At 61.2% G+C, this 22437-nt stretch carries 25 protein-coding genes; 13 read left to right on the top strand and 12 right to left on the bottom strand.

All coding sequences use genetic code 11. The features are described from left to right. The first annotated feature begins 3 nt into the window (after window positions 1-3). The 4 genes from V1471_RS17855 (at window position 4) to V1471_RS17840 (ending at window position 3733) form a co-directional block, all read left to right on the top strand. Window positions 4-1089: an ABC transporter permease gene (locus tag V1471_RS17855; protein WP_434290975.1), complete on the top strand. Its 1086-nt coding sequence runs from the start codon at window positions 4-6 to the stop codon at window positions 1087-1089. Next, the gene (locus V1471_RS17850; protein WP_434290539.1) at window positions 1089-2015 is read left to right on the top strand and encodes an ABC transporter permease; all 927 of its coding nucleotides are present in this window, start codon (window positions 1089-1091) and stop codon (window positions 2013-2015) included. Before V1471_RS17855 ends, V1471_RS17850 begins: the two co-directional genes overlap by 1 nt. Window positions 2016-2053: 38 nt before the next feature. Beyond that, window positions 2054-3136, top strand: a complete 1083-nt coding sequence (locus tag V1471_RS17845; protein WP_434290538.1) for a BMP family ABC transporter substrate-binding protein — start codon at window positions 2054-2056, stop codon at window positions 3134-3136. A gap of 243 nt (window positions 3137-3379) precedes the next feature. Beyond that, complete coding sequence (locus V1471_RS17840) at window positions 3380-3733, top strand: carboxymuconolactone decarboxylase family protein (RefSeq protein ID WP_096805786.1); 354 nt, start codon at window positions 3380-3382, stop codon at window positions 3731-3733. Between the two features lie 81 nt (window positions 3734-3814). On the opposite strand, the gene V1471_RS17835 is transcribed toward V1471_RS17840, so the two are convergent. Then, window positions 3815-4252 (bottom strand): hypothetical protein, encoded by a 438-nt coding sequence (locus V1471_RS17835; RefSeq protein ID WP_434290536.1) that lies wholly within the window; start codon window positions 4250-4252, stop codon window positions 3815-3817. A gap of 93 nt (window positions 4253-4345) precedes the next feature. On the opposite strand from V1471_RS17835, the gene panC reads away from it, so the two are divergent. Together panC and panB are read left to right on the top strand one after the other, a co-directional pair. Then, window positions 4346-5284, top strand: a complete 939-nt coding sequence (gene panC / locus V1471_RS17830; RefSeq protein WP_434290534.1) for a pantoate--beta-alanine ligase — start codon at window positions 4346-4348, stop codon at window positions 5282-5284. 12 nt (window positions 5285-5296) lie between these two features. Continuing rightward, on the top strand, window positions 5297-6118 hold the full coding sequence (gene panB / locus V1471_RS17825) for a 3-methyl-2-oxobutanoate hydroxymethyltransferase (RefSeq protein ID WP_434290532.1): 822 nt from the start codon (window positions 5297-5299) through the stop codon (window positions 6116-6118). 59 nt (window positions 6119-6177) lie between these two features. On the opposite strand, the gene benD is transcribed toward panB, so the two are convergent. Both benD and V1471_RS17815 read right to left on the bottom strand, forming a co-directional pair. Continuing rightward, window positions 6178-6954: a benzoate diol dehydrogenase BenD gene (gene benD, locus V1471_RS17820; RefSeq protein WP_434290531.1), complete on the bottom strand. Its 777-nt coding sequence runs from the start codon at window positions 6952-6954 to the stop codon at window positions 6178-6180. 101 nt (window positions 6955-7055) lie between these two features. Further along, complete coding sequence (locus V1471_RS17815; RefSeq protein WP_434290530.1) at window positions 7056-8096, bottom strand: 2-keto-3-deoxygluconate permease; 1041 nt, start codon at window positions 8094-8096, stop codon at window positions 7056-7058. 482 nt (window positions 8097-8578) lie between these two features. Here V1471_RS17815 and V1471_RS17810 point away from each other — a divergent pair, with 482 nt between their 5' ends. Further along, on the top strand, window positions 8579-9496 hold the full coding sequence (locus V1471_RS17810) for a pirin family protein (RefSeq protein ID WP_434290529.1): 918 nt from the start codon (window positions 8579-8581) through the stop codon (window positions 9494-9496). A gap of 51 nt (window positions 9497-9547) precedes the next feature. On the opposite strand, the gene V1471_RS17805 is transcribed toward V1471_RS17810, so the two are convergent. The 3 genes from V1471_RS17805 to V1471_RS17795 all read right to left on the bottom strand — a co-directional run bounded on the left by V1471_RS17805 (window position 9548) and on the right by V1471_RS17795 (window position 11096). Beyond that, a complete protein-coding gene (locus V1471_RS17805) occupies window positions 9548-9745 on the bottom strand; it encodes a CsbD family protein (RefSeq protein WP_434290528.1) in 198 nt (65 codons plus the stop codon). A 66-nt stretch (window positions 9746-9811) separates the two neighbouring features. Beyond that, a complete protein-coding gene (locus tag V1471_RS17800; RefSeq protein WP_434290527.1) occupies window positions 9812-10018 on the bottom strand; it encodes a CsbD family protein in 207 nt (68 codons plus the stop codon). A 91-nt stretch (window positions 10019-10109) separates the two neighbouring features. Further along, a complete protein-coding gene (locus V1471_RS17795) occupies window positions 10110-11096 on the bottom strand; it encodes a 2-hydroxyacid dehydrogenase (RefSeq protein ID WP_434290974.1) in 987 nt (328 codons plus the stop codon). A 237-nt stretch (window positions 11097-11333) separates the two neighbouring features. Between V1471_RS17795 and V1471_RS17790 the strand changes: the two genes are divergently transcribed. Genes V1471_RS17790 through V1471_RS17780 form a run of 3 tightly spaced genes read left to right on the top strand, consistent with a single transcriptional unit; the run spans window position 11334 to window position 13729 of the window. Continuing rightward, complete coding sequence (locus tag V1471_RS17790) at window positions 11334-11828, top strand: SH3 domain-containing protein (RefSeq protein ID WP_434290973.1); 495 nt, start codon at window positions 11334-11336, stop codon at window positions 11826-11828. Window positions 11829-11833: 5 nt separating this feature from the next. After that, window positions 11834-12823, top strand: a complete 990-nt coding sequence (locus V1471_RS17785; RefSeq protein WP_434290525.1) for a capsular polysaccharide export protein, LipB/KpsS family — start codon at window positions 11834-11836, stop codon at window positions 12821-12823. Between the two features lie 27 nt (window positions 12824-12850). Continuing rightward, complete coding sequence (locus tag V1471_RS17780; RefSeq protein ID WP_434290524.1) at window positions 12851-13729, top strand: cation diffusion facilitator family transporter; 879 nt, start codon at window positions 12851-12853, stop codon at window positions 13727-13729. Window positions 13730-13767: 38 nt separating this feature from the next. Here the strand turns inward: V1471_RS17780 and V1471_RS17775 are convergent, their stop codons facing one another. The 6 genes from V1471_RS17775 to V1471_RS17750 all read right to left on the bottom strand — a co-directional run bounded on the left by V1471_RS17775 (window position 13768) and on the right by V1471_RS17750 (window position 20378). After that, window positions 13768-15792, bottom strand: a complete 2025-nt coding sequence (locus tag V1471_RS17775; RefSeq protein WP_434290522.1) for a M3 family metallopeptidase — start codon at window positions 15790-15792, stop codon at window positions 13768-13770. 52 nt (window positions 15793-15844) lie between these two features. Further along, window positions 15845-16873, bottom strand: a complete 1029-nt coding sequence (locus V1471_RS17770; RefSeq protein ID WP_434290520.1) for a HesA/MoeB/ThiF family protein — start codon at window positions 16871-16873, stop codon at window positions 15845-15847. Window positions 16874-16883: 10 nt separating this feature from the next. After that, window positions 16884-17351 (bottom strand): dUTP diphosphatase, encoded by a 468-nt coding sequence (gene dut, locus V1471_RS17765; RefSeq protein ID WP_434290518.1) that lies wholly within the window; start codon window positions 17349-17351, stop codon window positions 16884-16886. 19 nt (window positions 17352-17370) lie between these two features. Next, window positions 17371-18570 carry a bifunctional phosphopantothenoylcysteine decarboxylase/phosphopantothenate--cysteine ligase CoaBC gene (coaBC, locus tag V1471_RS17760; RefSeq protein WP_434290516.1) on the bottom strand — a complete coding sequence of 400 codons (1200 nt, stop codon included), beginning with the start codon at window positions 18568-18570 and terminating at the stop codon, window positions 17371-17373. An 81-nt stretch (window positions 18571-18651) separates the two neighbouring features. Next, window positions 18652-19500 (bottom strand): ChaN family lipoprotein, encoded by an 849-nt coding sequence (locus V1471_RS17755; protein WP_434290514.1) that lies wholly within the window; start codon window positions 19498-19500, stop codon window positions 18652-18654. Beyond that, the gene (locus V1471_RS17750) at window positions 19497-20378 is read right to left on the bottom strand and encodes an RNA polymerase factor sigma-32 (protein ID WP_434290512.1); all 882 of its coding nucleotides are present in this window, start codon (window positions 20376-20378) and stop codon (window positions 19497-19499) included. The genes V1471_RS17755 and V1471_RS17750 overlap by 4 nt, the downstream gene beginning before the upstream one ends. A 118-nt stretch (window positions 20379-20496) precedes the next feature. On the opposite strand from V1471_RS17750, the gene cobU reads away from it, so the two are divergent. The 3 genes from cobU to V1471_RS17735 all read left to right on the top strand — a co-directional run bounded on the left by cobU (window position 20497) and on the right by V1471_RS17735 (window position 22384). Continuing rightward, entirely contained in the window at window positions 20497-21045 is a 549-nt protein-coding gene (gene cobU / locus V1471_RS17745) for a bifunctional adenosylcobinamide kinase/adenosylcobinamide-phosphate guanylyltransferase (protein WP_434290510.1), read from the top strand. Continuing rightward, window positions 21042-21611, top strand: coding sequence for a histidine phosphatase family protein (locus V1471_RS17740; RefSeq protein WP_434290509.1), 570 nt, complete (start codon window positions 21042-21044; stop codon window positions 21609-21611). The genes cobU and V1471_RS17740 overlap by 4 nt, the downstream gene beginning before the upstream one ends. Before the next feature lie 86 nt (window positions 21612-21697). Continuing rightward, window positions 21698-22384: a glutathione S-transferase gene (locus V1471_RS17735; protein ID WP_434290507.1), complete on the top strand. Its 687-nt coding sequence runs from the start codon at window positions 21698-21700 to the stop codon at window positions 22382-22384. Window positions 22385-22437: the final 53 nt, after the last annotated feature.

The following is a 22437-nucleotide window of genomic DNA, read 5'->3' as shown; positions in this document are numbered from 1 at the left end:
CCAATGTTCAAAATCGTCAAACGCCCCGAACCCTCGAAATTCTGGACCCTCGCGACCCCCGTTCTCGCGGTCATCCTGACGATGATCCTCGGCGGGTTGCTCTTTGCCGCGCTCGGCAAGGACCCGGTCGCGGCCATCCGCACGATCTTCTGGGACCCGCTCTTTAACGACCAATTCGCCGCCTATTCCCGGCCCCAACTTCTGGTCAAGGCCGGTCCGCTGATCCTCATCGCCATCGGCCTCTCGCTGGGGTTCAAGGCGGGCATCTGGAACATCGGCGCCGAGGGCCAGTATATCATGGGCGCCATCGCGGGCGCCTCCGTCGGCCTCGCGCTGTACCCGCTCGATGCCTGGTGGATTTTCCCGCTCATGGTCATTGCGGGCGCCATCGGCGGTTTCCTCTGGGCGATGATCCCGGCGCTCCTCAAGACCCGCTTCAACACCAACGAGATCCTCGTCTCGCTGATGCTGGTCTATGTCGCCGAACAAATCCTCGCCTCCGCCGCCCTCGGCTTCCTGCGCAATCCCGAAGGCAACGGCTTCCCCGGATCGCGCAACATGAGCCAGATCCCGTGGCTTTCGAACCCAGAACTGATCCCCGGCACAGGCGCGCATTGGGGCGTCGTCGCAGCCCTTGGCGCCGTGGTCGCCGCCTATGTTCTGCTAAACAAACACATGCTCGGCTATCAAATCCGTCTCACCGGCGAAAGCCCCCGTGCCGCCCGGTTCGCAGGCGTGAAAGACAAGCTCCTCGTCGTCTTCTGCCTCGGCACGGCGGGCGCGCTCGCCGGTCTCGCGGGCCTCTTCGAGGTCACCGGTCCCGCCGGTCAGATCTCCATCGACTTCGGCGCGGGCTATGGTTTCACCGCCATCATCGTCGCCTTCCTCGGACGCCTCAACCCGATCGGCATCCTGCTCGCAGGCCTCCTCCTGGCGCTGACCTTCATCGGCGGAGAACTCGCGCAATTCATGCTCGACCTGCCCTCGGCCGCCATTCAGGTGTTTCAGGGCATGCTCCTGATGATCCTGCTCGCCATGGACCTCGTGGTGAATTACCGCGTCACCATCGTCAACCGGGAGACCGCATAATGGATTTCGGCTCGATCAATCCCGTCGTCCTCATGGCCTCGCTCATGGTGGCCTCGACCCCGATCCTCCTCGCCGCTCTGGGTGAAATGGTCACCGAGAAATCCGGCGTCCTGAACCTCGGTGTCGAGGGCATGATGATCTTCGGCGCGGTCTGCGGCTTCATCGCCGCCATCGAAACGCAATCCCCCACCATGGGTTTCATCGCCGCCGCTGTGGGCGGAGCCGCACTCTCCATGCTCTTCGGTTTCCTGACCCAGATTTTCCTGACAACGCAGGTCCCCGCCGGTCTCGCCCTCACGCTTCTGGGCACCGGCCTCGCCTCGCTCTTGGGCCAGAATTATCAGGGCATGTCGCCGCCGCGCATGCCGGACCTGCACATTCCGCTGCTCGAAAGCATTCCGGTCCTCGGCCCCGTGGTCTTCCAACATGACGCCATCGTCTACCTGTCTCTGATCATGGTCGTGGTGATCTGGGCCTTCCTGAAATTTACCCGTGCCGGTCTCATCCTGCGCGCCGTCGGCGAAAACCACGCTGCCGCCCATGCGCTTGGCTACAAGGTCAAGGCCGTGCGCTTTGCCGCCATCGGCTTTGGCGGCGCCATGGCGGGTTTGGGCGGTGCCTACATCAGCCTCGTGCGCGTGCCGCAATGGACCGACGGCATCACCGCCGGGATCGGCTGGATCGCGCTGGCCATCGTCGTCTTTGCGAGCTGGCGGGCGGGCCGTGTGCTGATCGGCGCGTACCTCTTCGGCGGCATCACCGTGCTGCAACTCAACCTTCAGGCGGCGGGCGCGAAAGTTCCGGTGGAGCTTTTGTCCATGTCGCCTTTCCTTGCGACCATTCTGGTTCTTGTCGTCATTTCCGCCCGGCGTCATGGTGCCACCAGTGCACCCGCGATGCTGGGTCGGATTTTCCACACCTCGTGAGCCTCACGGGGACATATTCCAACAGGGGAGAATATTCCATGAAACGTAGAACTCTGCTGACCGCAGCCGCGGCTTCCGCTCTGGCGCTTGGCGCGGCCTTCCCGTCCTTCGCCGCCGATGCGGTGAAAGTCGGCTTCATCTATGTCGGTCCGAAAAACGACGGCGGCTGGTCGCAGCACCACCATGAGGCCGCCATGGTCATGGCCGAGCATTTCGGCGATGCCGTCGAGCTGGTGGAACAGGAAAGCGTGCCCGAAGGTCCCGACGCCGAGCGCGTGATGACCCAGATGGCCCTTTCCGGTGCCGACATCATCTTCACCACCTCGTTTGGCTACATGGATCAGACGATCAACGTCGCGGGCAAATTCCCGGACGTGAAATTCGAACACGCCACCGGCTATAAAACCGCGCCGAACGTCGGCGTCTATTCCGCCCGCTTCTACGAAGGCCGCGCGGTCGAGGGCTACCTCGCCGGTCACATGACCAAGTCGAACAAAATCGGTTACATCGGCTCCTTCCCGATCCCGGAAGTGATCCGCGGCATCAACTCCTCCTTCCTGCACGCCAAGAAAGAGAACCCGGACGTTGAAATGTCCGTCGTCTGGCTGAACACCTGGTTCGACCCGGCGAAAGAGGCCGACGCGGCTCAAGCCATGATCGACCAAGGCATCGACGTCGTGCTTCAGCACACCGACTCCACCGCGCCGCAGATCACCGCGCAGAAGGCGGGTAACGTCTACACCTTCGGTCAGGCCGCCGACATGGCCGAGTTCGGCCCGATGCCGCGCATCTCGTCGATCATCGACGAATGGGCGCCCTATTACATCGAGCGCGTTCAGGCCGTGATCGACGGCACTTGGGAATCGGACAACACTTGGGACGGTATCGGCGCGGGCATGGTCGGCATCGGCGAGATTTCCTCCGCCGTTCCGGACGATGTGAAAGCAGGCGCCGAAGCGCTGCGCGATTCCATCTCCTCGGGCGAATACCACCCGTTCACCGGCCCGATCAACAAGCAGGACGGTTCTGCCTGGCTGGCCGAAGGCGAAGTGGCCGACGACGGCACGCTTGCGGGTATGAACTTCTACATCGAAGGTCTGACCGGCGAGATCCCGCAATAAGCGCTCCCGCTCTTCGGCACGCTGCGGATCAGGGTCCGACAAAAGTCCGACAGGTATCCGACGCAAATCCGACAGTGAAAAAAAGAGGCCCGTGCATCCCGCGCGGGCCTTTTGTCATATTCGCGCAACGTCATGCCGGGTTCGTCGGAATTCATATCAGAATATGTTTGACCGGGATCAAAGTCCCGCCATGCTGCATGTGCGAAAGACTGCCATCGAAGAAACGCGAACAAGGAGACCCTCATGTCCTGGGTTGAAAAGAACGAGAGCATGCGCACTGCGCTGCGGGCCCTGAACAAGGCCAATGCGAATATCCCGGCAGGCTTCGGTGCCCTGTCGAAAGCGGCGCTCGAAGGCGATGCGCTGGATCACAAAACCAAGGAACTTCTGGCCACGGCCATCGCGGTGGCCGTGCGCTGCGAACCCTGTGTCGGCTTTCACGTCGAGGCCTTGATGAAATACGGCGGCACCCGGGAAGAACTCACCGAAATGCTCGCCATGAACGTCCAGATGGGCGGCGGCCCGGTCCTGATGTATGCGGCCAAGGCCTTGGAATGCTGGGACGAATTGGCCGAGACGGGACTTCCGAAAAGCTGATCCCTTTAGGGGCAACCACATATGAAACAGGCGCGTGAGGGGGGGCCCTCCGCGCCTGTTTTTCATGCCGATGTCTGTGTCTTAACCGTTCGACACCGAACAGATCTTGCCCCCGCTGCGGGTCTTACACCCCACCTCGACCGACGGTTCGCGTTCGCCGAACAGCCAGGCGCTGAGGCGTTCGAAATAATACATTCCAAGCTCCCCGATGCTTGCATCTTCCGGCGGCCCGGCCACTTCTGCGACCTCTGCGGGCAGCTCAAGCGCCGCACTCTCCCCCTGCGCAACCCGGTCCAGTTCGGCAAGACTTTGCGGCGCCGGGACACGCACGGTCGACGCGACCTCAGCCACATCCACCTTCTGCCCACCGCCCAGAACGCTGTTGGTCGTCGCAATGCTTTCAGCCACCGTTTGCATCGTATCGGGCGTTCCCTGCGTGAAGTGCAAAAAGGCCAGAAGAGCCACAACGATTCCGACGGCAAAGCTCATAAGCCTCAGTGTTTTCAGAAGAATTCTCACGGTTACAATCCCGGCCGATAACGTATGATCGTTGCGAAAATGGCTGCGAAACCTGTCAGAAATGCGGAAAGCCTGCGGATATTCGAAGGAAAAATGGCCAAAACCGCACAGGACGGATGCGCTGGACGCCGCTCCGCGCAATTTGTAGTCTCCGCCCGAATGCAGGCTTCGGGAGGGCTGACATTGAAAATCTGCCGGACAAAACAGGACATCCGCGACACGGTCAAAACCTTTCAGGCGGCGGGCGAGACCGTCGCTCTGGTGCCGACCATGGGCTATCTGCACGAGGGTCACATGACGCTGGTGCGCACCGCCAAGGCCAATGCCGAGCGGGTCGTGGTGTCGATCTTCGTCAACCCGACGCAATTCGGCGAGGCCGCCGATCTCGACGCCTACCCGCGCGATGAAGCCCGCGATTTCAAGATGTTGGAGGCCGAGGGCGTCGATGCCGTGTTCTGCCCCGCCGTCGAAGAGATGTATCATCCCCTGAAACAAACCACGGTTTTGACAGAAGGCTTGGACAAGGTCCTGATGGGCGCGCTGCGTCCCGGCCATTTCAAGGGCGTCTGCACCGTGGTGACCAAGCTGTTCAACATCACCGGCGCCGACAAGGCGTTTTTCGGCGAGAAAGATTACCAGCAGCTTCAGGTCATCAAGACCATGGTGCGCGATCTCGACATGCCGATCGAGATCACCGGCGTACCGACCGTACGCGATGTCGACGGGCTCGCCATGTCGTCCCGCAACGTGCGCCTGACGCCGGAAGACCGGCAGGCCGCGCTGGTGCTGAACAAGGCGCTGGCCTTCGCCGATTACGAGGTCTCCGACGGGCGCACCGGTCCCGATCTCGAGCAGGAAATCCGTGATTTCATCGCCCGCGAACCGCGCGCCAAAATCGAAAGTGTCGATGTGCGCGACGCCGAAACCCTAGCCGACGTGCCCGGTCCGATCACCGCCCCCGTGGTGATCCTTCTGGCCGCGCGTTTCGGCGATGTGCTATTGATCGACCAAAGGGTCGCGAACCCTGCGTGAGGAGGAAACGCCATGTCGTCACATACCGAAACCATCCGTCGCGTGACGGTGCCGCAAATCCGTGCGCGCAAGGGGGGCGATCCCATCGTCTCGCTCACCGCCTATCATGCGCACACCGCCGCAATTGCCGAAAAATACTGTGATTTCCTGCTGGTCGGCGACAGCCTCGGCATGGTCATGCATGGCATGGAAAGCACCGTCGGCGTGTCGCTCGAACTGATGATCATGCATGGCAAGGCGGTGGTGCGCGGCACCAAACGCGCGCTCGTCGTTGTGGATATGCCCTTCGGCTCCTATGAGGAAAGCCCCTCGCAGGCCTTCCGCAACGCCGCGCTGATCATGAAGGAAACCCAATGTCAGGCCGTCAAACTCGAAGGCGGCGCGCGCATGGCGGAGACGATCAAATTCCTGTCCGAACGCGGCATTCCGGTGATGGCCCATATCGGCCTGACGCCGCAATCCACGAACATCATGGGCGGTTTCAAGACCCAGGGTCGCGACGAAGACGACTGGCAATTCCACATCGACGACGCGATTGCCGTCGCTGAGGCCGGGGCATTTGCCGTGGTGGTCGAAGGCGTGGTCGAACCCCTCGCGGATAAGATCACCAAAGCCATCGACGTGCCGACGATTGGCATCGGCGCCTCGAAAACCTGCGACGGGCAAATTCTGGTGATGGAAGACATGCTCGGCCTGAACGACTGGGTGCCGAAATTCGTCAAGAAATTCGGCGCGGTCGGCGCGGCCATCGAAGATGCGATCGCGTCTTACGCCGAAGACGTCAAATCTCGTGCCTTCCCGACCAAAGACAATGTCTACGGCTCCAAGACATGAACAAAATGACATAAAAGAAAGCGCCCTTCGGGGCGCTTTAAATTTTGCGTCACAACCTGTTAGCCGAGATCACCGCCCCCGACCGGCAGCGTCACCCCGGTGATGTAAGACGCCTCGTCCGAGGCCAGAAACAGAATGGGCGCAGCCTGTTCCGCCAGCGTGCCATAGCGTTTCATCAGGCTCGACTGCACCGTCTGGTCGACAATGGTCTGATACCAGTCCGCGCGCTGATCCTGCTCCGCATTCGGATTGCGCGGCACAATGCGGGGCGGCGCTTCGGTCCCGCCGGGGGCCGTCCCGACCACCCGAATACCCCGTTCCGCCACTTCCCACGCGAGGCTTGCGGTGATCGCATTCACGCCACCCTTCGCCGCCGCATAGGGCACCCTGTGCAGGCTGCGGGTTGCAATCGAGCTGACATTGACGATCACTCCCGCCCCCGCGGGCAACATGTAGTCGAGCACGGCCCGGCAACAATAAAGCGTCGGAAACAGCGACCGCTGCACCTCCGCGTCGATCTGATGCGGCGCGTAATGTTCGAACGGCTGCGCCCAGATCGTGCCACCGACATTGTTCACCAGAATGTCGATCCCGCCCAAAAGCTCCGCCGCATGCGCCATGGCGGCATGACAGCCGTCCCATGTTTCGAGATCGAACCCCGCCGCATGAGCACGCCCGCCTTCCGCAAGAATCCCGGCGGCCACCTCGTCCCGGGCGGACGAGCGGTCGACGATCAGAACCTCCGCCCCCTCTCGCGCCATGCCCTCGGCCACCCATTGGCCAATGCCCTGTGCCGCGCCGGTGATCACTGCCCGTTTTCCTTCAAACCGTTTCATGGCCATCCTTCCCGATCTGCCTTTCTGTTCCGCCATCCGACAGTTGTATCTGCCCAAGATTCGGCGGACTGTTCATGAAAACAGCCCGCCGGATATGTCGTTCAGCTCGGTTCCTGCGGTGCCATCGCAAATGTGGTCTCGCCACCTTCATACATGGCCTCTTCGTTTTCAGGGCTCACACCGCGGCGTTTTTGCCAGGACGAAAGCCATGCGACAACGAAAGGCATGGTGAACGCCGTTGCGACCACCGCAGCGGCCACCTGGGCCGTCGCCATGCCCTGAATCGGTGCCAGAGACGGGTCGATCAGCGCCACAGCCGCAGGAGTGGCAATCGCATTGCCCGCCGTGCTGGCCTCACAAGCCCCTGCAATCAGGTTGCGGGTCGGGCGCGGGTGACGGCGCACAATGTGCCACAGGTAAAGCGCCAGAACCGCCGCCCCACCGGAGACCACTACGGTCGCAAGACCAAGCAAAAGACCGATCGCCCCCGAATTCAACAGCACGCCGAAATTGATCCCGGTGCCGAGTGCAAAGGCCGCAAAGGGGATGATGATCTTTTCGCCCGGAGCCAGGAAAGCCCGTGCGGTCGGGCTGGTGTTGCCGATGACAAAGCCCAGAAGCATCGGGAAAATCGCAGAAAACAGCGCCATGGCCGGGAATTCGGCCAGACCCGCCGCACCCAGTGCGATCATGGTCAGGAACGGCCCGTCGTTGATCGACAGGATCGAGATCGCGCCCTTGTCGCTGCTGTTGCCGAACTGGCTGGTCAGCGCCACAAACAGAGAACCATTCGAGTTCGACATGGCGGCAATGATCGCCAGAGGCAAAAGGCCCCAAAGCGTCCCGTCGGGTGTCAGGAACGCGACCCCCAGCCCCACCGCCACGGCCACGCCGTATTTCGCCAGCAAAAGCACAATGCCCTTTTCCACGGCGGGCAGGGCGGCACGCACGTCGATCTGCGAGCCGACACAGACGAAGAACAGACCGATCAGCGGCGCTGCGCCGGTTTTGAACAGAGCTGTGGTGAAGCTGCCGATCTCGAGTGTGGCCGGGGCAAATGTGGTGAACACCGCTCCCAGAAACAGGGGAACGATCATCAACGCTCCCGGAATGCGGCCGATTTGCCGAAATAAACTTTCCATGGTTTCTCCTCCCTTTGAACCCGCAAGCCGCCCCCGCCCGCCGTCCACAGGACGACAGTTCATCGACCCGTGCAGTCAGATGACAGACAGTGCATGCCAGCGTTTTGATCGGCTTGCCCCGTTCTCAGACAGGTGTCGCAAGCCGGTTTCTCTTCAGATGCGTTTTGCGAGACACATGCGTTTTATCCTCCGCGCATGTGGCTCTTTCCTCCCGAGGCGCAGGATGTGCAGCCACTCCCGGCAAGTCAAATCAGTGGGAGGTATTGGCTGATACCCCTCCGATGTTTTGTGCACAGACATGGATATTTTAAGACTATTTTCGCACAATAATTCATGAAATCAGATATGTGTTTCCAAGTGTCCCGCCACATGGAGGCCCCGAAAAAGGTGCGCCAAAACACAGACCCCGTTCATCCAGACCTATTTACGCACACACAGGAATACCCACATGATAAGGCAACAGCAGACACAGGAGTCTCATCATGACATTTCGTCCCGTCAAAGCGACCTCTGAAGGTCAATACACACTCGAAGGTGCGGGCGTGCATCTCTATCGCGCCTTTGGGTTCCACAAGCCGCGCGAGTTCGATCCGTTTCTCTTGTTCGACGACTTCCGCAACGACGACCCGCGGTTCTATGAAAAGGGCTTCCCCTGGCATCCGCATCGCGGGATCGAGACGATCACCTATGTCTTGGGCGGCGAGGTCGAGCATGGCGACAGCCTTGGCAACAAGGGGGTACTGGGCAAAGGCTCCGTGCAATGGATGACGGCAGGCTCCGGCATCATGCATCAGGAAATGCCGCGCGGGAATGCGGCGGGCAAGATGCACGGGTTTCAGCTTTGGGCCAACCTGCCCTCCTCGCTGAAAATGACCGCCCCGCGCTATCAGGACATCCAGGGCAGCGATATTCCCGAGATCATTGACGACGACGGCACCAAGGTGAAGATCGTCACGGGATCTTTCTGGGGCCAGCGTGGGCCGGTCGACGGGATCGCCGCCGATCCGCTTTATCTTGATGTGTCTGTGCCGCCGAACACGCGCAAGGTTCTGCCGGTCGATACCTACGCGAACACCTTTGCCTATATCTTTGCCGGAAGCGCGTCTTTTCGCGATGCGTCCAAACCCTATGGTGTGCGGGTCGAGAAAGAGGTGAATGGCGAAGAGGTCAATATCCGCGATATGTCCGGTAATCGGACGCTGGTCAATTTCGACACGGGCAATGAGATCGTGGTGAACAGCGGGCCGGAGGGCGTGCGGTTTCTACTGATCTCAGGGCAGCCGCTCAAGGAACCGGTCGCTTGGCACGGGCCGATCGTGATGAACACGCGTGAGGAGTTGATGCAGGCGTTCAATGAGTTGAACAACGGCACGTTCATCAAGGATCAGCGCGATCACTGAAGCGATACCGAGAAAAAACGCGCCCTGAGGGGCGCGTTTTCCGGTCTACGTTCAGAGCTTGTCGATAAAATCGTTCACGGCCTTGCGGGCCTCTTCCTTCGTCTTGCCGTAGCGCTGTTGAATCTTGCCTTCGAGCTGTTCGCGGTTGCCCTCGGCCTCCGCCAGATCGTCGTCGGTCAATGCGCCCCATTCCTCACGAATGCGGCCTTTCATTTCTTTCCATTTGCCTTGAACTTGGTCCCAATTCATCGGGGGCCTCCTTTCAGTGTCTGAAAAGAAAACGCCCCACCCCGGCGACAAGTTCCGAATAAGTCCTCAGGCGGCAGCAACCCGCTCTTTCCAGCTCGACACATCGAACCGGACCTCGTCCGGGGCTTTGCCATATGTAACGGCAATCGCGCGTTCGAGACGGTCACGGTCCCCCGCGATCTCTTCGAGTTGGGCGTCGCTGAGCGCACCCCATTCCTGTTTGGCCTTGGCTTTGAACCGGAACCATTTGTCTTCGATGCTGGACCAGCGCATGATCTGTCCTTTCGGGTTTCACTGCATTTGTCTTCAGACCGTCAACGCAGCTTGGCCCGAAATGGTTGCGAGCCGGTGAAACCCGGGCGCTTTACAACATCTCAGGCACGACCATGTCCGGCGGGCGCACGCCATTGCGGAAATTGCAGATGTTGAGCATCACCCGCTCGCCCATCTCGATCCGCCCTTCCACGGTCGCCGACCCCATATGCGGCAAAAGCACCACGTTCGGCAGCGCCCGGAGCCTTGGGTTGATCTGATGCCCGTGCTCGAACACATCGAGCCCCGCGCCGCCGATCTCTCCCGCTCTGAGACCCCGCGTCAGGGCGTTTTCGTCGATCACCTCGCCGCGCGAGGTGTTGACGATCACCGCCGTGGGTTTCATCAGTTTGAGCCGCCGGGCATTAATCAGATGATAGGTCGCGGGCGTGTGCGGGCTGTTGATCGAGAGAATGTCGATGCGCGACAGCATCTGATCCAAACTGTCCCACCAGGTCGCCTCAAGCGCCGCTTCGCTCTCCGGGCGCAGACGATGACGGTTGTGGTAATGCACCGACAGGCCAAAGGCCTTGGCCCGGCGCGCCACCGCCTGACCGACCCGACCCATGCCGAGTATGCCGAGACGCTTGCCGCCAAGACGCTGGCCGAGAAAGGCCGTCGGTGCCCAACCCTGCCAATCGCCGGATTGCATCATCGCAAGCCCCTCTGGAATGCGCCGGGTGACCGAGAGGATCAGCGCCATGACCATGTCCGCCGTATCCTCCGTCACCACATCAGGGGTGTTCGACACCATGATACCGCGCGCCTGCGCCGCCGCCACGTCGATGTGATCGAGCCCTGCACCGTAATTGGCGATGAGCTTCAACCCCGGCCCGGCCTGCGTCAGCATCTCGGCGTCGATCCGGTCGGTGACGCAGGGCACCAGCACATCCGCACGTCCCATGGCCGCGATCAGCGCCTCACGGTCGAGTTTGCGATCCTCGTGATTCAGCACCACATCGAACAGCTCGGTCATCCGGGTTTCGACCGCTTCCGGCAAGGCCCGCGTGACGACGACCTTGAGACGCTTCTTGTCCATGCCCGTTCCGACGCCACTCTCGCCCGTAACATTCCCCATGACTGCGCCCTCCCTTTCTTTTTCCACCCCATAGTGGCAAACTCGATTGCATCCCGGCAAGGCGTAAAGGATAAGATCGGGCAAGACAGGCGCACTGCGCGTCTCATGCGGACCTGTCACAGAACGGGCAAATCGGGTAGGCGGCAGATCGAGTTGGCGATGGTGAACAGTGGTCGATTTCTTGCGGGACGCGCCCTGATGCGGGTGGCTCTGATCTGCATGGTGGTGATGACCCCTCTTGCAGGACAGGCCGCAGACAATCCGACCCGTGGACAGGTGACCAACCTGCCCCTGCCGCGTTTCGTCTCGCTCAAGAGCGACAAAGCCAACGCCCGGCGCGGGCCGTCGCTGTCGCACCGGATCGACTGGGTCTTTGTCCACCGCGGCTATCCTCTTGAGGTCATAGCCGAATACGGCCATTGGCGGCGGGTGCGCGACATCGAGGGCGCGACAGGATGGCTGCATTATTCCCTGATTTCCGGGGTGCGCACGGCGCTTGTGACCGAGGACAGCATCGACCTGTTTTCCCGCCCCGATCCAACCTCTCGATTGGCGGCGCAGGCGGAGAAAAACGTCATCCTGCGCCTTCTCGAATGTGATGTCTCATGGTGCAAGGTCTCAGCCGACGGGCAGAAAGGCTGGGCGTTGAAATCCGGACTCTGGGGGGTACGCCCGGATGAAATTCTGGAGTAACTCCGATGGAGCAAATCAAGTCCCCTCTCGCCGCCCGCAACATTCCCGCCGGGCTCAAATCCTGTGTCATCCACGGCTATGGCAGCTGGCATGAGGCCATCGCGCAGGGGCGGCACGATTTCTTCACGCGGCTGACCCCAATTCTCGATAGCAAGGGGCTTACGACCTATCTGGTCGAGGGCAACACACGAACCTCGCGCGCGCTCCTCGAAACCGATCATTTCCACATCATCGTCGGTGGGCCTGCGATGTACGGGCCGACGATCCTGCACGCCTACCCGTCCTATCTCTGGGGCTTCTGGTATTTCGATGAGCTGGGCCATGGCAAGGACAGCTCGCTGCGGTTCGCGCATTATTGCCCCGATCCGGAGCGGCGCGAGGCGGCGGAATATTTCTTCAACGGGGTCACCGGCTACATGCTGCGCGAGAATGTCTCCAAGCTCCGCCAGGAACCGCGCATGGATGCGCCGCTGCGCCCGGCGACCGCGACGATCCTCTGCCAACCCCGCGAAACGCAGATGCCCGGCTCGGCCTATCTGACCACCGAACAGATGATCGCCACGGCGGCGACATTCGACCGGGACGCGCTGGTTTACGTCAAACTCCACCCGCATCAGAGCAAGCAAGGCCGGCGGCAGATCCTCGAATTCTGCGAGAACCATCCGAATGTGAAGCTGTCGGATGCCTCGCTGCACGATCTGATCGAAGCGGCACATGTCGTGATCACCCAGAACTCGTCTGCGGGTTTCGAAGCGCTGATGCAGAAAAAACCGGTGATCACCTGTGGCAAAAGCGATTACTGGCACGCGACGCTCACGCCGCGAAACGTCGCAGATCTCAAGGCGGCGATCGAGTTCGGTCCCGAGACCATGGGGGATTTCGACTATGAGGGGTATTTCCACTGGTTCCTCGAACGCCAGTGCCTTGAGCCCGCCAAAGAGAATTTTCCGACACTGGCCTGGGCGCGGATTCGTGACAAGCTGATGCTGGACTAAGACCGCGATCCGGGGCATGACGGACCCATGCAGGACAAACATCTGAATCTTTCGGCAGGGATCGCCTCTGTCAGTGTCGCGACCATTCTGGTGATCGCGAAAATCTGGGCGCTGAGCGCGACCGGTTCCATGTCGATCGCCGCCTCGCTGGCGGACAGTGCGATGGACCTTCTGGTGGCCTCGGGCGGGTTGCTGGCGATCTGGTACGCCTCACGGCCGCCCGACGAGGATCACACCTTCGGGCATACCTCCGCAGAGGATCTCGCGGCATTGGGCCAGTCGATCTTCATCTTTGTCTCGGGCACGGTGATCGCCGTCACCTCGGTGCGCCGGATGCTCTCGCCCACGCCCCCCGAAATGACCTCCGAGGCCATCGGCGTTGGCGTGATGATCCTCTCGATTGTCCTCACCATTGCTCTGGTGCTCTGGCAGAAACACGTGGCACGCCGGACCCAATCGAAAGTGGTGTCCGCCGATAGCCTGCACTATCTGGGCGATCTCGTGCCCAATATCGGCGCGATTGCCGCGCTGCTGGCCTCCTCCGCCTTTGGCTTCGACCGGCTCGACAGCGTGGTCGCGCTCGGGGCGGCGGCGATTTTGCTGGTCGGCGCGCTCAACATCGGCAAAAGCGCTTGGGACGCGTTGATGGACCGGGCCGCGCCGCAAGACATGGTCGACGAGATCGGCGACATGGCAAAGCACTTCCCCGGCGTCTATGCCTATCACGACCTGAAAACCCGCATGGCCGGGTCGAAACCTTTCGTCAACATCCATATCGAGGTCAACGGCGACCAGACCCTGCGCGAGGCGCATGCAATCTCGGCCGGGCTGAAACGCGCCATCCTCGAAGCCTATCCCAATGCCGAAGTGATCATTCACAAGGATGTCGCGGGCGAGGCGGATTGACCGCCTCGCATTTGAGTATTGAGACCATCAGAAAAGCCTTATTCGGCGACCAGAAGTCCTCGCCCCTTGAGCAGCGCCTCAACGCCGGGCATCCGGCCACGGAAGGCTTTGTAAAGCGCTTCGGCATCTTGGGAGCCGCCTTTGGACAGGATGTTCTCTTCAAGGCTTTTCGCCATGGCGGGATCGAAAGGCGAGGTTTCCTCGAAAGCCTCAAACGCATCCGCGTCCATCACCTCCGACCACATGTAGCTGTAGTAACCCGAGCTGTAGCCGTCGCCCGAGAAGACGTGCGAGAAATGCGGCGTGGCGTGGCGCATGGTGATGGCATGCGGCAGACCGATGCGTTTAAGCGTCGCCGCCTGTGCCGCCATCGGGTCTTTCGGGGCGGGACCGTCATGGAAATCCAGATCGACCAGCGCCGAGGCCACATATTCCACGGTCGCGAACCCCTGATCATAGGTTTGCGCGGCCAAAAGGCGCTCCAACATGTCGCGCGGCATCGATTCGCCGGTTTTGGCATGGGTCGCGAATTCTTCCAGCACCTCGGGCACTTCGAGCCAGTGCTCATAAAGCTGCGAGGGCAGTTCGACGAAGTCGCGGGCCACGGATGTGCCGGAGATTGACTCGTAGGTCACATCCGAGAGCATCTGATGCAGCGCATGGCCGAATTCGTGGAACAAGGTGCGCGCATCATCATAGGACAGCAAAGCCGCTTCGCCTTTCGACGGTTTGGCAAAATTGCACACGTTCAGAACAATGGGACGGATGTCGCCCATGAGCTTTTGCTGGCTGCGCATCGCGGTACACCACGCGCCCGACCGTTTCGACCCGCGCGCGAAATAATCGCCGATGAAAACGGCGATATGTTTGCCATTCCGGGTGACATTCCAAGCCCGCGCATCCGGGTGATATGTCGTCACATCGAGCGGGTCGAATTCCAGCCCAAACAGCCGATTGGCACAGGCAAAGGCCGCCTCGATCATCCGTTCGAGTTGCAGATAGGGCTTGAGTTCGGCCTCATCGAGATCGTGCTCTGCCTTGCGCCGGATCGCCGAATAATAGCGCCAGTCCCAAGGCTCCAGATCGCCGTTGATGCCGTCCTCGGCCATCATCGCCGCGAGGATCGCACCGTCCCGCTTAGCCGCGTCTTTCGCGGGCGTCCAGACCCGCATCAAAAGATCGCGGACATGCTCCGGCGTTTTGGCCATTTCGGTTTCGAGCTTGTAGGCCGCGAAACTCTCGTAACCGAGCAATTTGGCGCGCTCCTCGCGCAGCTCCAAAATCTCTTTCGCAATCTCGCGGTTGTCGTTTTTGTTGCCATTTTCGCCCCGCGCTGCCCAGGCCCGGAAAGCCTTTTCACGCAGATCGCGACGCGGCGAGAATTGCAGGAAGGGCGTGATCAATGACCGGGACAGCGTTACCACCGGCCCTTTCGCCCCCTTCTCTTCCCCCGCCGCATGCGCCGCATTGACAACGAACTGCGGCAGACCTTCGAGATCGGCCTCCTCCAGCTCCATGAACCATTCCCGCTCATCGGCCAGAAGGTTTTGCGTAAACTGCGTCCCGAGGCTGGCCAGACGCGATTTGATCGCCGCCATCCGGTCTTTTTCTGCGCCTTCGAGTTTCGCGCCGGAGCGCACGAATGAGCGGCGGGTCAGCATCAGCACGCGCTGTTGTTCGTCCGTCAGATCAAGGGTCTCATGCGCCTGCCAGAGCGTTTCGATCCGGTTGAACAGCGCCTCATTGGCGGTGATTTCCGAACTATATGCCGAGAGAACCGGAGACAGATCGCGCATCAGCCCATCGCGCACATCGTTCGTGTCCGCGCCTGCCATGCCGTAAAACGCGCCCAAAACCTTCGACAGGGTCGCATCGGCTTTTTCGAGTGCCTCAATCGTATTGGCGAAACTCGGTGCCTCGGGGTTTTCCGCAATCGCCTTGATCGCCGCACGCCCCTCTTCGAGCGCGGCCTCGACGGCAGGTTTGACATCCGCATCGGTCAGATCGGCGAAGGGCGGCAGGTTGAAGGGCGTGTTCCACTCGGACAGGTAAGCGTTGGTCATGCGTGTCTCCTTTGGCGACAAAGCTATGCCTCGCGCGCGGTAAGGAAAAGGCCTAGGCGCCGCAAATCGGACAGTCGGACCGCTTTTTCACCGCGATGCTGCGCGTCTCGGCATAGAGCGCGTCATGGATCACGAGCCGCCCCTTAAGGCCCTGCCCGGCACCGGTGAGTTCTTTCACCGCCTCCATCGCCATCATCGTCCCCAAAATCCCAGGCAAAGGGGCCGCGACACCCGCCTCAGCACAGCTCGGCACCATCCCCGGCGCAGGGCACTCAGGGAACACACATTGATAACAGGGGCCATTTTCTTGGGATTTATAGGTGCTGATTTGACCTTCCCATTGCGTGATCGCCGCAGAGATCAAGGTTTTGCCATGGGTCACACAGGCGCGATTGACAAGATAGCGCGTGTCGAAATTATCCGTCCCGTCCAGCACCAGATCGTACTCGGCCACCAGATCCATCGCGCTCTCATCGAACGCGCGATGATAGGGGCGAACCTCGATGAACGGGTTCTGCGCGGTCATTGCTTCGGAGGCGGAAAACACCTTGGGCTGGCCCAGGTGGGCATCCGTATGGATCACCTGCCGTTGAAGGTTCGACGCCTCGACAACATCCGGGTCGATCACCCCGATGACGCCCACGCCCGAGGCCGCCAGATATTCCAGCACGGGCGCACCGAGGCCACCGGCACCGATCACCAAGACCTTGGCGTCTTTCAACTTCCGCTGCCCCGGACCGCCGATCTCGCGCAACAGAATGTGGCGCATGTAACGCTCGAGCTCTGCGGGGCGGAAGCTGTCGCTCTTCTCCTCAGGCGGCGGCATTTGCACACGGCGCCGCAGCGCCCGAAGCCCGGCGCGATAGGCCATGACGATCACCGCCAGAGCCCCGACCAAAAGCCATTCCCCCAGAGACCCGCCCAAGCTCACCCGCAGCGCATGTCCCTCCGGCAAAACGCTCAGCGCCAAAATGACGGCAAGATAAAGCACCCCGATCATCGCCCACCGCGCGCGCATCGGCGCGCCGGTCAGCCAACCGATGCCCCAAAGCACCGCAGCGATGATCAGGAAATAGCTCATGCGCGACCGGTCATTTGCGACCCGTCGAACCAAACCCGCCCGCGCCCCGCGCGGTGTCGGTGAGGCTTTCGACCACAGTGTAATCCCCCTGCACGACAGGGGCGACGATCATCTGGCCGATGCGTTCGCCATGGGTGACATGGAACGCCTCCTGTCCGTGGTTGATCAGCAAAATCCCCACCGGCCCGCGATAATCCGCGTCAATCGTACCCGGCGTATTGACCATGGAAATCCCATGCTTGAGCGCCAGCCCGGAACGGGGCCGCACCTGAACCTCATAACCGGGCGGGATTTCCATCGCGAAGCCCGTCGGGATCAGCGCCCGCGCGCCCGGCGCAAGAACAACGCCCGCCTCGCGCATCTCCGGCGGAAAATTCGCGCGCACATCGCCGCCCGCCGCGTGTTCGGTCTCATAGGACGGCAGCTTGATTTCGGAGTCGGCTCCCTCGAGCCATTGGATTTTGATCGGTACAGTCATGTTTTTTTCGCTCAATTTCTCAAGTGTCGTTCAGATGATCAGCAATGCGATAGGCAAGCTGGCGTGCCACCTCATCCTTGCCCATGCGCGGCCACTCATCGGCACCGCGCTCCGTGATCAGGGTCACGGCGTTTTCCGCCCCCCCCATGATCCCTGTGGCAGGAGAGACATCATTGGCAACGATCCAGTCGCAGCCCTTGCGTTTGCGTTTCGCAGTCGCATGCGCAATCACATCGTCGGTCTCGGCGGCAAATCCCACAACCAGTCGTGGACGGCCTTCCGCCATTTGGCTCACTCCGGCCAGAATGTCCGGATTTTCGGAAAACTCCAAAACCGGCAGCTTTCCCTGTTCTTTCTTAATCTTCGATCCGCTCTCGGCGGCCACGCGCCAATCCGCAACAGCCGCGGCGAACACGGCCGCCTCAGCGGGCAGAGCCGCCTCAACTGCCGCTTTCATTTCGCGAGCGGTTTCCACCGGGATCACCCGCACCCCTCGCGGTGGCGGCACATCGGCGGGTCCCGTGACGAAACTCACATCGGCGCCCAGATCACGAAGGGCCACGGCAATCGCCGTGCCCTGTGCTCCCGAGGAGCGGTTGGCGATATAGCGCACCGGGTCGATCGGCTCATGGGTCGGACCCGAGGTGACAAGGATGTGCTTGCCTTTCAAAGGCCCGTCGGTCAGCGCGGCACGAATGGCGGTGATGATGTCCGGGGTTTCCGACAGACGCCCGGGACCGAACTCGCCACAGGCCATATTGCCCTCTTCGGGGCCGACGAACAGCACCCCGTCCCCCTTGAGCGTCGCGACATTGCGTTGGCAGGCGGGATGTTCCCACATCCGCACATTCATCGCGGGCGCAACCAAAACGGGCTTGTCCGTTGCCATCAGAAGGGTCGAGGCCAGATCGTTGGCCAGCCCCCCGGCCATCTTGCCCAGAAGATCGGCCGTGGCGGGAGAAACGACGACCAGGTCGGCGGCGCGAGACAGTTCGATATGCCCCATTTCCGCCTCGTCGGTGAGATCGAAGAGATCGCGATAGACCTTCTCGGCGGCCAGTGCGGAGACCGACAGCGGCGTGACGAACTCTTCAGCGGCCTTGGTCAGAACCGGCACCACGCGCACGCCTTCTTCGCGCAGACGCCGGATCAGGTCGAGCGACTTGAACGCGGCAATGCCTCCGCCGATGATCAGCAGGATGGTTCGTCCGTTCAGCATGACAGCTCTCCCTCAAGCCGGTTGCCCGATCTCAACGCCGGGCAGATCGGTTCTAAGCCAAGCCCCGGCCTGAGACAATCCTCAGCCCTTGTCTTCGGAATTGTCTTCGGAATTGTTTTCGGAGGGCATCGCAAATCCCGCACAGGGATCGTCGCGCTCGACCGGTGCGGTCACAAGCCAAAGATCATAGGGCGGTGTCTCTTCAGGGATCGTTTCCAACTGGCCTATGGACAGAATACGAAGCTCCGGCGCGACAAGCGACAGCGTGGCAGGCATGCCCCAGTCGTTACGCGCATGCCCATTGCCGGTGATCACCGCGACGGGCCCACCGGTTGCTTCGAGCGCCTCGATCACGGTACGGGAAAAGCCTGCGTCGCGCAGCCGCTGCGCCTCGACCATGCCCGCCATCATCTCCCTCGGCATCGCGGAACAATGCGCCTCGAACTGAAGCGTTTCACGCGTGGCCTGCATCTCCTCGGGCAGGGCACTGTTGAGTCCGTACCGAACCGCCTCATCCCCAAAGACCTGAGCCGCCCCTTCGGAAAACGCTGCCCGCACCGCCTCACGCGGCAAAGCGGCGCCATAGACCGGGGCGGTGCCGCTTGCGGCAAAAACCGGGTAATACATGGAAAAATCGGGCCAGCCGGAACTGTCCCAGTCCAGAGCCTGTGCCAGAGCTTCCTCATTCTGCCGCAATTCCGGAGTGATGCGTGCGGCTTGCTCCCGGCTGAGCATCTCAAAGACCAGCGCCTTGGGCGCCAAGGCCGAGACCGCACGTGCCTGATGCGCATGGTGAACGGGGTTGTCGTGGATTTCTCCGAGGATCACGACATCCGCCGGAGCCAACGCATCAAGCGCTTCCGAGACAATCTGTTCCGACGCAGCGGGGCCTGCGGCCAAAATAGCCACAAAGGCAAAGGGCTTTTTCATGAGAGGAAATTGTGAACTTCGTGCCGGTTGGCTTCAAGGATCGTGCGCATTTTCTGCAAGGCACCCGCCTCAAGCTGCCGTACCCGTTCCTTCGACAGGGACAATTCCTCACCGAGGCTTTCCAGCGTGCGCGGTTCATCCGCCAGCTTGCGTTCCCGCAAGATGAAACGTTCGCGTTCGCTCAGCGTGTCCATCGCCTCGCCGAGCCAAATCTTGAGCTGCGCCTGATCATGCGCCTCGCCGACCATTTCGGCGGTGGTTTCGCCCTCGTCGGCAAGGGTTTCGATCCACTCACGCCCTTCCTCGTCACCGGACTGTTGGGCGTTCAGCGAGAAATCGGAGCCGGACAGGCGCCCGTCCATCATCTCGACATCTCTGAGCGGCACGCCGAGATCCATGGCGATCATCTGCAAGAGCTGATCGCGGTCGAGCGCCGCACCCTGCGCCATGGCTTCTCGTTCGAGACGCGCCTGAACCCGACGCATGTTGAAGAACAGCGATTTCTGCGCCGAGGTGGAGCCGGTACGCACCAGCGACCAGTTGCGCATGACGTAATCCTGCACCGAGGCCTTGATCCACCACACCGCATAGGTCGAAAACCGCACACCACGATCCGGATCGAACTTCTCCGCGGCCTTCATCAGGCCAAGACCCGCCTCCTGAATGAGATCGTTCATCGGCGCGCCGTAACGTTTAAACTTCGCAGCCGTCGAGATCGCCAACCGCATATAGGCCGTAATCAACCGGTGCAGCGCCTCTTCGTCACGCTGATCCCGCCACGCCCGCGCCAGCTGCGTTTCCGTCTCCGCGTCCAGCATTTCCGCTTTCATCGCCCGCCGTGGCAGGGCGTTGTCCGATGCAGTCAAATCGAGTGCCATTGTCCCCTCCTGAAGGTCTCTTGTGCGCTCTGGCTTCGGCTCAAAGGCAGGTCCGATGACGGCCATTTGCGAGCGGTGGCTACTCCTGATACGCAGAGCCTAACAAAATGGTTCCGAAATGGTTCTCACGATCATGTGCACAAATATGACAGTCGTCCTAGGCGGCGCCTCTTCCGGGAAGTCCGATTTTTCGGAAAAAATATGTGTTCACAGTGGGTTGGGTAGAGTTTACCTGGCCAGCGCTCAGATCTACGATGAAGAAATGCGCACAAAGGCTGAGCGACACCGCACAAATCGCGGGACCGACTGGTGCACAATCGAGGAGCCCTATGCCGCAAGCCGGGTGATTTCGGAGACCTTAGAGGGGCAGATTCTGTTGTTCGACTGCGCCACGCTCTGGTTGACCAACCATCTTCTGGCGGATCATGACCTTGAACGCGAGACCGAAAACCTGATCGCCGCCATCCGGCACAGCCCGGCGCAGATCGTCGTCGTGTCCAATGAGGTCGGGCTTGGCATCGTGCCGGAAAACGCGCTCGCCCGCCGGTTTCGCATCGCCCAAGGCGCGCTGAACCGGCGGCTTACCGAGGAAGCGGCCACCGTCGTGGGCGTGATGGCTGGACTGCCTTTCGTGCTCAAGGGCAGCCTGCCGGAGGGGCTGATATGAGCCGCCTTTGGTTGATCCGTCATGGGCCGACCCATGCCAAGAGCTTTGTCGGCTGGAGCGATCTGCCCGCAGACCTCTCCGATCATGCCGCCATCCGCCGGTTGGAACAGGCCCTGCCGCAGGTGCCGGTGATTTCCTCCGATTTGAGTCGTGCGGTCGACACAGCGAGTGCCATTCAGGGCACGCGACCCCGGCTCTCGCACGATCCACGCCTGCGCGAGACGTTTTTCGGCGACTGGGAATTGCTGCGCTGGCCGGAAATCGAAGCCCGCGACGGCGATCTGGCGCGGCAGGTCTTCGAGAGCCCCGGAGATGTGGCGCCGCCCGGCGGAGAAAGCTGGAACACGTTTTCCGCGCGGGTCCATGCCGGGGTCCATGACCTCGCCGGAGAAACCATCGTTGTGGCGCATATGGGGGTGATCCTCGCGCTTGCGCAAAAGGCGTTGAACTGCTCAGCGGCGGATGTTCTTGCGCATCAGATCGACCCATTGTCCGCCACGGTGATCGACTGCCCGGAGGGGATCTCGGGACCGTGGTCTTGCGTGTGTATAAATCAAAAATTTTGATGATAATCGCGACAAATATGAATTTTCATGATATATGAAAGTCGCGTAGCCTCCCCGAAACACCAACAGGGGCCAGAGGTATTCCCATGTCATACGATCTTTTCATCGGCGATAAAAGCTTTTCGAGCTGGTCCCTGCGCGGCTGGCTTCTTTTCGAAAAATTCGACATCCCGTTCCGTGAAATCATGACCGGCCTCTATGCCGGCACCATGAAACAAGACCTCGCGCCGCTCTCCCCCGCCCGCTTCGTCCCCACAGCGCGCACGCCGGAGGGCTGGGTGATCGGCGAAAGCATCGCACTGGCGGAAACCCTGGCCGAACGTCATCCGAAGGCTGGTTTCTGGCCCGTCGATCCGCAGGCCCGGATTTATGCCCGCTGGCTGGTCGCCGAAATGCACGCGGGTTTCACCGCGCTGCGCTCCGCCTGCGCCATGCAGCTTTTGTATCGCTATCAAGGGTTTGCGATCAGCGAAGCGGTTCAGGCCGATCTCGACCGCCTTGAGCTTGTCCTCGGCCATGCCTTCGAGCACTTCTCGGGCGATGGGCCTTGGCTCTTTGGCGCCTATTGCGCCGCCGATGCGTTTTACGCCCCGGTTGCGGCGCGGATCGCGGGTTATGGCCTGCTGGTCTCCGACCGTCTCGCCGCCTATGTGAACGCCCATCTCGCCGATCCGGCGTTTCAGAAATGGCGCGCGGACGGGCTGAAAGTCAGCTACGATCCGGTGCCCTATGCGCTGGATCTGCCAAAGCTGGACTGGCCTCTGTCGATATAATTCGCCGCACCCAATCTCCCGTTAACCATTTGCTAACCACGTTCGCGGTAGCA

The organism is Celeribacter sp. SCSIO 80788, assembly GCF_051054295.1.
Classification (GTDB): domain Bacteria; phylum Pseudomonadota; class Alphaproteobacteria; order Rhodobacterales; family Rhodobacteraceae; genus Celeribacter.
Note: the sequence above shows the minus strand (reverse complement) of the source record. Positions and strands in the feature narration are given on the sequence as shown.

Excerpts from the sequence above, each read along its gene's own strand:
- V1471_RS17855 (WP_434290975.1), top strand. The coding sequence starts at position 4 with ATGTTCAAAATCGTCAAACGCCCCGAACCCTCGAAATTCTGGACCCTC.
- V1471_RS17850 (WP_434290539.1), top strand. The coding sequence starts at position 1,089 with ATGGATTTCGGCTCGATCAATCCCGTCGTCCTCATGGCCTCGCTCATG.
- V1471_RS17845 (WP_434290538.1), top strand. The coding sequence starts at position 2,054 with ATGAAACGTAGAACTCTGCTGACCGCAGCCGCGGCTTCCGCTCTGGCG.
- V1471_RS17840 (WP_096805786.1), top strand. The coding sequence starts at position 3,380 with ATGTCCTGGGTTGAAAAGAACGAGAGCATGCGCACTGCGCTGCGGGCC.
- panC (WP_434290534.1), top strand. The coding sequence starts at position 4,346 with ATGGCCAAAACCGCACAGGACGGATGCGCTGGACGCCGCTCCGCGCAA.
- panB (WP_434290532.1), top strand. The coding sequence starts at position 5,297 with ATGTCGTCACATACCGAAACCATCCGTCGCGTGACGGTGCCGCAAATC.
- benD (WP_434290531.1), bottom strand. The coding sequence starts at position 6,954 with ATGAAACGGTTTGAAGGAAAACGGGCAGTGATCACCGGCGCGGCACAG.
- V1471_RS17815 (WP_434290530.1), bottom strand. The coding sequence starts at position 8,096 with ATGGAAAGTTTATTTCGGCAAATCGGCCGCATTCCGGGAGCGTTGATG.
- V1471_RS17810 (WP_434290529.1), top strand. The coding sequence starts at position 8,579 with ATGACATTTCGTCCCGTCAAAGCGACCTCTGAAGGTCAATACACACTC.
- V1471_RS17805 (WP_434290528.1), bottom strand. The coding sequence starts at position 9,745 with ATGAATTGGGACCAAGTTCAAGGCAAATGGAAAGAAATGAAAGGCCGC.
- V1471_RS17800 (WP_434290527.1), bottom strand. The coding sequence starts at position 10,018 with ATGCGCTGGTCCAGCATCGAAGACAAATGGTTCCGGTTCAAAGCCAAG.
- V1471_RS17795 (WP_434290974.1), bottom strand. The coding sequence starts at position 11,096 with ATGGACAAGAAGCGTCTCAAGGTCGTCGTCACGCGGGCCTTGCCGGAA.
- V1471_RS17790 (WP_434290973.1), top strand. The coding sequence starts at position 11,334 with ATGCGGGTGGCTCTGATCTGCATGGTGGTGATGACCCCTCTTGCAGGA.
- V1471_RS17785 (WP_434290525.1), top strand. The coding sequence starts at position 11,834 with ATGGAGCAAATCAAGTCCCCTCTCGCCGCCCGCAACATTCCCGCCGGG.
- V1471_RS17780 (WP_434290524.1), top strand. The coding sequence starts at position 12,851 with ATGCAGGACAAACATCTGAATCTTTCGGCAGGGATCGCCTCTGTCAGT.
- V1471_RS17775 (WP_434290522.1), bottom strand. The coding sequence starts at position 15,792 with ATGACCAACGCTTACCTGTCCGAGTGGAACACGCCCTTCAACCTGCCG.
- V1471_RS17770 (WP_434290520.1), bottom strand. The coding sequence starts at position 16,873 with ATGAGCTATTTCCTGATCATCGCTGCGGTGCTTTGGGGCATCGGTTGG.
- dut (WP_434290518.1), bottom strand. The coding sequence starts at position 17,351 with ATGACTGTACCGATCAAAATCCAATGGCTCGAGGGAGCCGACTCCGAA.
- coaBC (WP_434290516.1), bottom strand. The coding sequence starts at position 18,570 with ATGCTGAACGGACGAACCATCCTGCTGATCATCGGCGGAGGCATTGCC.
- V1471_RS17755 (WP_434290514.1), bottom strand. The coding sequence starts at position 19,500 with ATGAAAAAGCCCTTTGCCTTTGTGGCTATTTTGGCCGCAGGCCCCGCT.
- V1471_RS17750 (WP_434290512.1), bottom strand. The coding sequence starts at position 20,378 with ATGGCACTCGATTTGACTGCATCGGACAACGCCCTGCCACGGCGGGCG.
- cobU (WP_434290510.1), top strand. The coding sequence starts at position 20,497 with ATGGTTCTCACGATCATGTGCACAAATATGACAGTCGTCCTAGGCGGC.
- V1471_RS17740 (WP_434290509.1), top strand. The coding sequence starts at position 21,042 with ATGAGCCGCCTTTGGTTGATCCGTCATGGGCCGACCCATGCCAAGAGC.
- V1471_RS17735 (WP_434290507.1), top strand. The coding sequence starts at position 21,698 with ATGTCATACGATCTTTTCATCGGCGATAAAAGCTTTTCGAGCTGGTCC.